Origin of the sequence: Streptomyces monashensis, assembly GCF_001866665.1 — a bacterium.
Taxonomy (GTDB): domain Bacteria; phylum Actinomycetota; class Actinomycetes; order Streptomycetales; family Streptomycetaceae; genus Streptomyces; species Streptomyces monashensis.
In genome coordinates, this window is the sequence record NZ_MLYO01000111.1 from 1 (window position 1) to 8,206 (window position 8,206).

At 73.6% G+C, this 8,206-nt stretch carries 1 protein-coding gene; it reads left to right on the forward strand.

Annotated elements, in window-relative coordinates; genetic code table 11:
• Window positions 1–8,206, forward strand: an 8,206-nt coding sequence (locus tag BIV23_RS42555) for a type I polyketide synthase (RefSeq protein WP_177240239.1), incomplete at both ends; no start/stop codon positions are given.

Here is an 8,206-nt window from a genome sequence, read left to right on the forward strand (position 1 = left end):
GCCGACGCTGCCCTTCTACTCCACCGTGACCGGCGCGTGGGTGGCGGCGGAAGGTGTCCTGGACGGCGACTACTGGTATCGGAATCTGCGGGGGCAGGTCGGGTTCGGCCCTGCCGTGGCCGAGCTGATCCGGCAGGGGCACAGGGTGTTCGTGGAGGTCAGTGCGCATCCGGTGCTGGTCCAGCCGATCAGCGAGACCGTCTTCGACGCCGACGGTGATCCGGACGTGGTGGTGACGGGTTCGCTGCGGCGTCAGGACGGGGGGCTGCACCGCCTGCTGGCCTCGATGGCCGAGCTGTTCGTGCGTGGTGTGTTCGTGGACTGGGCCGGGGTCCTGCCTGCCGCGGTCGGGTCGGCGGGCGTGGACCTGCCGACGTATGCCTTCGACCGCCGGCACTACTGGCTTCAGCCGACCCGGGGCGCCACCGATGCGTCCTCTCTGGGACTTGCGGGGGCCGATCACCCGCTCCTCGGCGCGGTCGCCGGCATGCCGAACTCGGGCGCCGTCATGGCCACGTCGAGGTGGTCCCTCAAGACGCACCCCTGGCTTGCCGATCACCTCCTGGGGGATGCGGTCGTCGTGCCGAACACCGCCCTGGTCGAGGTAGCCATCCGGCTCGGCGACCTGGCCTCTGCCCCCGTCATCGACGAACTGATCGTCGACACGCCCGTGGTGCTTCCGCAGTACGGCGGCCGCAGTGTGCAGATCGTCGTCGGCGAGTCCGACGAGATGCTGCGGCGGCCGGTGGAGATCTACTCCCGTGCCGGGGACGCCCCGTTGGAGGCGGAGTGGACGCGGCACGCGCACGGCAAGCTGGCGCCCGCCGCCCCCCGCGAGCTGCCCGCGCCCGCGGGACCGGGCACCGAGGTCACCGAAGTGGCCCTCGACAGTGCCGCGCTGCGTGACGCGGACCGCTACGGGGTGCACCCCGCGCTCCTCGATGCCGCCGTCCGTACGGTCGTCCCGAGCGGCATGCTCCCGTCCGTGTGGACCGGTGTGTCCCTCCTCGCCTCGGGTGCCGCCGCCCTGCACGTCAGCGCGGGCGGTACAACGGCCGAGGGCACGCCCCTGCTGCTGACCGACCACTCGGGGCAGCCCGTCATGACGGTCGAGGGCCTGCGTGCAGCACCGTTCTCGCCCGAACAGGCCGGAATCATCGGGGCGTTGCCGCACGACTCGCTGTTCCGTGTCGACTGGACGCAGGTGCTGCTTCCCGCCGTGGACCGGGTCCTCGACACGGTGTCCGTCGCGAGCGGCGAGGACGTCGCCGCCTCGGCCGCGGCGGACGGCCCCGCTCCCGAGATCTTGCTGTACGACGCCCAGGCCGCGCCCACGCAGGGCGACCCTCGCTCGGCGGTCGGTGCGGCCCTCGAGGTCCTCCAGGCGTGGCTCGCGGAGCCCGCGCTGGAGGAGACCCGACTCGCCGTGGTCACCGGGGACCTCGACAGGCTCGACGCGGCCGCGGTGTGGGGTCTGGTGCGCTCGGCGCAGTCGGAGCACCCCGACCGGATCGTCCTCGTGGACCTCGACGACGACTCCCGCTCCGCTCTGCCGGCCGTGGTCCTGAGCGGCGAGCCGCAGATGAGGGTGCGCGACGGTGTCGCCCAGGTCCCCCGCCTCGTACGGGTGCCGGGGGTGGCCGGCGAAGCCGGGCCGCTCGGGCGCCCGCTCGACCCCGCGGGCACGGCACTGATCACCGGTGGCACCGGAACCCTCGGTGCGCTCACCGCGCGGCACCTGGTCACCGCGTACGGCATCCGCCACCTGGTCCTGGCCAGCCGGCGCGGCGACGCCCCGCAGCTGCGCGAGGAGCTGGCCGCGCTGGGCGCGACGGTCACCGTCGCCGCCTGCGACACATCGGACCGGTTCCAACTCGAAGCGCTGATACGGGAGATACCGGCCGAGCATCCGCTGACGGCCGTCGTGCACTCCGCCGGGGTGCTGGACGACGGGGTGCTCACCGAGCTGACCCCGGAGCGCGTCGACACCGTGCTGCGGCCCAAGGTGGACGCGGCCCTGCACCTGCACGAGCTCACCCGGGACCTGGACCTCGCCGCGTTCGTGCTGTTCTCCTCGGCGGCGGGCGTCCTCGGCAACCCCGGGCAGGGCAACTACGCCGCCGCGAACGCCTGTCTGGACGCCCTGGCGCGGCAGCGGCACCGGCTCGGCCTGCCCTCCGTGTCCCTCGCCTGGGGCTACTGGTCGACGGCCAGCGCCATGACCGAGCACCTGGGCACCGCGGACCTGCGGCGCAACCAGCGCATCGGCATGGCCGGGCTCACCGCCGCCGAGGGCATGGCCCTCCTGGACGCCGCCCTCGACACCCGGACGGTGACGGACGGCACGCTGGTGGCGGCCAAGTTCGATGTGCCGGCCCTGCGCGCCGCGGCGGCAGACGGCCCCGTACCGACGCTGCTGCGCGGTCTGGCGCCGGCGCCACGGCCGAAGGCCAGGGCCGCCGCCCCGTCCGCGCGTGCTTCCACGGCGGAGCGCCTCGCCGCGCTGAGCGGCATCGAGCAGACCGAGGCCCTGGTCGGCCTGGTGCGGCGGCACGCCGCCGAGGTCCTCGGACACGGCTCCGTCGACGCCGTACGCGCCGACCGGTCGTTCAAGGACGCCGGCTTCGACTCACTGACCGCGGTGGAGCTGCGCAACCGGCTCGTCGCCGCGACCGGCGTCACCCTCTCCCCGGCGGTCGTCTTCGACTATCCGAAGCCGACACTGCTCGCCGAGCAACTCCGCACCAGGCTCTTCGGCGATACGCCGATGCGCACGGACGCGGCCGCCGCTCCTGCCGCCGGCTCGGGGGCGGACGAGGAGCCGATCGCGATCGTGGCGATGGCGTGCCGCTTCCCCGCCGGGGTGCACAGCCCGGAGGACCTGTGGCGCGTGGTGGCCGACGGCGTCGACGCCGTCACCGAGTTCCCCGACGACCGCGGCTGGGACACCGACCGGCTCTTCGACCCGGACCCCGACCACGCCGGCACCACCTACGTGCGCCACGGCGCCTTCCTCGACGACGCCGCCGGATTCGACGCGGCCTTCTTCGGAATCTCGCCGAACGAGGCGCTGGCGATGGACCCGCAGCAGCGACTGCTGCTGGAGACGTCGTGGGAGGCCTTCGAGCGGGCCGCCATCGACCCGACGACCCTGGCCGGACAGGACGTCGGCGTGTTCGTCGGCGTCAACAGCCACGACTACAGCGTGCGCCTGCACCAGGCGTCCGGCGTCGAGGGATTCCGCCTCACCGGCAGCTCGGGCAGCGTCCTGTCCGGCCGTATCGCGTATCACCTCGGCTTCGAGGGCCCCGCCATCACGGTGGACACGGCCTGTTCCTCCTCGCTGGTGGCCCTGCACATGGCGGCGCAGGCCCTCAACCGCGGCGAGTGCACCATGGCCCTGGCGGGCGGTGTGATGGTGATGGGCACCGCCGAGACGTTCGTGGAGTTCTCCCGGCAGCGCGGCCTCGCGCCCGACGGCCGGTGCAAGGCGTTCGCGGACGGCGCGGACGGCACCGGCTGGTCCGAGGGCGCCGGACTGCTCCTGGTGGAGCGGCTCTCGGACGCCCGCAGGCGCGGGCACAAGATCCTGGCGGTGGTACGCGGCAGCGCGGTCAACCAGGACGGCGCGTCCAACGGACTGACGGCTCCGAACGGGCCCTCGCAGCAGAGGGTGATCCGCAAGGCCCTGTCCCACGCCGGTCTGGCGACGACGGACGTGGACGCCGTGGAGGCACACGGCACGGGCACGACCCTCGGGGACCCGATCGAGGCGGAGGCGCTCCTCGCGACCTACGGACAGGACCGGGATCCGCGCAAGCCCTTGTGGCTGGGCTCGGTGAAGTCGAACCTCGGCCACACCCAGGCCGCCGCGGGCGTCGCCGGTGTGATCAAGATGGTCATGGCGATGCGGCACGCCGTCCTGCCCCGGACACTGCACGTGGACCGGCCATCGACCAGCGTCGACTGGTCGGCCGGAGCCGTGGAGCTGCTGACCGAGGCCCGCGACTGGCCGCGCGACGACCACCCGCGCCGCGCCGGAGTCTCCTCCTTCGGAATCGGCGGCACCAACGCGCACGTCATCCTCGAAGAGGCCCCCGACGAACCGGTGCCCACCGCGCCGGAGCCCGCGCCGCGGCCGGCAGACGCCCTCGTGCCCGTACCGGTGTCCGCGCGGACGGCGGCCGGACTGCGCGGCCAGGCCGACCGGCTCGCCCGCTTCCTCGACGAGCGGCCCGACATACGTCTTCCCGACACCGCGCACGCCCTCGCCACCGCCCGTGCCCAGCTCGACCACCGCGCCGTCGTCCTGGCGGCCGAACCGGACCGGTTGCGCGCCGACCTGACCGCCTTCGCGCAGGGAGCCGCGAGTCCCACGGTCGTCACCGGCACCCCCGCCGGCGGCAAACTGGCCGTCCTCTTCACCGGCCAGGGCAGCCAGTGGGCGGGCATGGGCCACGGACTCGCCGACACGTTCCCGGTCTTCCGGGACGCCTTCGCCGCCGCGTGCTCTGCCGTGGACACACACCTGCGCGGGCACGTGGAGCGCCCGCTGTCCGACGTCGTCCTCGCCACGCCGGGATCGCCCGAGGCCGAGCTGCTCGACCGTACCGTGTACACCCAGGGTGCCCTGTTCGCCCTGGAGACCGCGCTGTTCCGGCTCCTCGAGTCCTGGGGCGTGCGACCGGACCTGCTCACCGGGCACTCCATCGGTGAGATCACCGCCGCACACGTCTCCCAAGTCCTCGACCTGGACGAGGCCGCCCGACTCGTCGCCGCGCGCGGCCGGTTGATGCAGGCACTGCCCGAAGGCGGCGCGATGGTCGCCGTCCGGGCCACCGAGGCCGAACTCGCGCCCCTGCTCGCCCGGGTGCCGGGAGCGGTCTGCGTCGCGGCGGTGAACGGCCCCGACGCGCTGGTGCTCTCCGGGGCCGAGGACGCCGTGCTCACCCTCGCCGGCCAACTGGCCGAGCGGGGCCACAAGACGCGTCGGCTGACCGTCAGCCACGCCTTCCACTCCCCGCTGATGGAACCCATGCTCGACGCGTTCCGCACGGTCGCGGAGGGCCTGTCCTACCAGCCGGGTGCCGTTCCCGTCGTCTCCACCCTGACCGGCGAACTGGCCCGGGACGGACAACTCGCCACCGCCGAGTACTGGGTCGACCAGGTACGGAACGCGGTGCGGTTCGGCGACGCCCTCACCGCGCTGGTCGAGCAGGGCGTGACGACCTTCCTCGAAGTGGGCCCCGGCGGTGTCCTCGCCGCGATGGCGCTCGGCACGCCCGGAGTCCAGGAGAGGGCCTGCATCGCCACCCTCCGCAAGGACGGCCCCGAGCCCGCCGGAATCCTGACGGCCCTCGCGGAACTGCATGTACGCGGAGTGGACCTGGACTGGTCGGCCGTCCTCGGACGCCCGGCCACCGCGATGGGGGCCGAGCTGCCCACCTACGCGTTCCAGCATCAGCGGTACTGGGTCGAGACCGGCGCCGCCGAGGCGGGCAGCGCCGAGGCCCTCGGCACCGTCAGCGCCCGGCACCCGCTGCTCGGCACCGTCGTCGAGGTACCCGGCGACCACGGCAGCGGCGGCGTCGTGCTCACCGGGCGTCTGTCGGCGCGAAGCCGGGGCCTGCTCGGCGTCCCCGCGACGACGGACGGCAGCACGAGTGTCCCGGCCGCCGCCCTCCTGGAGATGATCCTCAGGGCCGGCGACGAGGTGGCGTGCGGGGACCTCGGACAGATCGCCGTCGAGGTGCCGTTGACCATCCCGGACCACGGCCACACGCAGATCCGGGTCACGGTCGACCCCCCGGACCCGGACGGCCGCCGCCGTGCCACCGTCCACGGCCGCCTCCTCGGCCCGGAGCAGGGGCCCTGGACGTGCCACGCCCGTGCCGTCCTCACGCCTGGAATACCGCAACCGGCCTTCGACCTGCGGACCTGGGCGCCGCCCGCGGACCGTGCCGCACCACTGCCCGGCGCGCACCGCGTCTGGCAGCAGGACGGGAAGGTCTTCGCGGAGATCGCCCTGCCGGACGAACTAGCCGACGAGGCGGCGGAGTTCACGCTGCACCCGGTACTCCTCGACACCGCGCTGCGCGTCCTGGACTCCCGTACGGCAGCGGAGCCGACCGGCACCGGGCAGCACCCCCGTGACCTGGCCGACTGCGCCGGTCTGGCGGTGTACGCGCAGGGGGCCGCGGCGCTGCGGCTGCGGATCACTCCGGTGGAGGGTGAGCGGCACCTCGTCGAACTCTCGGACTCCGGCGGTGAACCCGTCGCCATGCTGGGCCCGTTGAGCCTGTTGAGCCTGGACGCCGCTGCCCGGCCGGCCACGGAGGAGCGCCTGCCGCCGTACGCGGACGCCGCCGCAGCCGACAGCCGGCCCGTGCCCGTGGACGACGCGCCGGCGCCGGCCGGTGGCCTGACCCGGCGCGTGGTGGCCCGCGGCGAGGGCACGGGCGAGGCGTACGCCGGACGGCTGGCCGGGTTCCCGGCCGAGGAACAGCACCGGATGCTCATGGCACTCGTCAAGGAGAGCGTCGGCGTCGTGCTCGGGCACCGCGGGACGGACCCGTTCGACGTAGGCCCGGAGAAATCCTTCAGAAGCTTCGGTTTCGACTCGTTCGGCGCGGTCCAGCTGCGTAACCGGCTGCACGACCTCACCGGCGTCGACCTGCCCGCCACGCTCGTCTTCGACCATCCCACCCCGGAGGCGCTGGTCCGCCACCTGCGCACCGAACTGCTCGGCGAGCGGGAGAAGGTCTCCGTCACGACCCCGGCCGTGGTGGCCTCCGACGAGCCGATCGCGATCGTCGCCATGAGCACGCGACTGCCGGGTGGAGTGGACAGCCCCGAGGACCTGTGGCAGCTGGTGACGCAGGGCCGGGACGCGGTGTCCGGCTTCCCGGTCGACCGCGACTGGGACCTGGACGGCTTGTACCACCCGGACCCGGACCATGCGGGCACCAGCTACACCCGCTCGGGCGGATTCCTGCACGAGGCCGCGCGGTTCGACGCCGCTCTGTTCGGGATCTCGCCGCGTGAGGCGCTGGCGATGGACCCGCAGCAGCGGCTGCTCCTGGAGACCTCCTGGGAGGCGCTGGAGCGTGCGGGCATCGACCCGCTGTCCACCCGGGGAAGTGACATCGGCGTCTTCACCGGGATCGTCCACCACGACTACGTGTCCCGGCTCCACCATGTGCCCGACGACGTCCAGGGCTACCTCATGACCGGTACGGCATCGAGCGTGGCGTCCGGCCGGGTGTCGTACGTGTTCGGCTTCGAGGGCCCGGCGGTCACGGTGGACACCGCGTGTTCGTCGTCGCTGGTGGCGATGCACCTGGCCGCGCAGGCGCTGCGGCAGGGCGAGTGCTCGATGGCGCTGGCCGGCGGTGCGACGGTCATGGCCAGTCCGGACGCGTTCCTGGAGTTCTCGCGCCAACGGGGCCTGTCCGCCGACGGTCGGTGCAAGGCGTTCGCGTCGGCGGCTGACGGCACGGGCTGGTCCGAGGGTGTGGGTGTCGTGGTTCTGGAGCGTCTGTCGGTGGCGCGGGAGCGGGGGCACAAGGTTCTCGCCGTGCTGCGGGGCAGTGCGGTGAACCAGGACGGTGCGTCCAACGGACTGACGGCCCCGAACGGTCCGTCGCAGCAGCGGGTTATCCGCAAGGCACTGGCCGGCGCCGGGCTTTCCCCCGCGGACGTGGATGTCGTGGAGGCGCATGGTACGGGTACGGCGCTGGGTGATCCGATCGAGGCGCAGGCGCTGCTGGCGACGTACGGGCAAGGCAGGGATCCGGAGCGGCCTTTGTGGCTGGGGTCGTTGAAGTCGAACATCGGTCATGCGCAGGCGGCGGCGGGTGTGGCCGGTGTGATCAAGATGGTGCAGGCGCTGCGGCACGAGGTGCTTCCGGCGACCCTGCACGTGGACGAGCCGACGACGCAGGTGGACTGGTCGGCCGGTGCGGTGGAGCTGCTGACCGAGGCGCGCCGGTGGCCGCGCGACGGTCGACCGCGCCGGGCGGGCGTGTCCGCGTTCGGCGCGAGCGGGACCAACGCGCACCTGATCCTGGAGGAGGCGCCCGAGGAGGAGCCGCAGCCGGCCGCCGCGGAGACGACGTCCGCTGGTGTGGTGCCGTTGGTGGTGTCGGCGCGCGGTGAGGGTGCGTTGGCGGGTCAGGCAGGTCGGCTCGCGTCGTTCGTCGAGGGG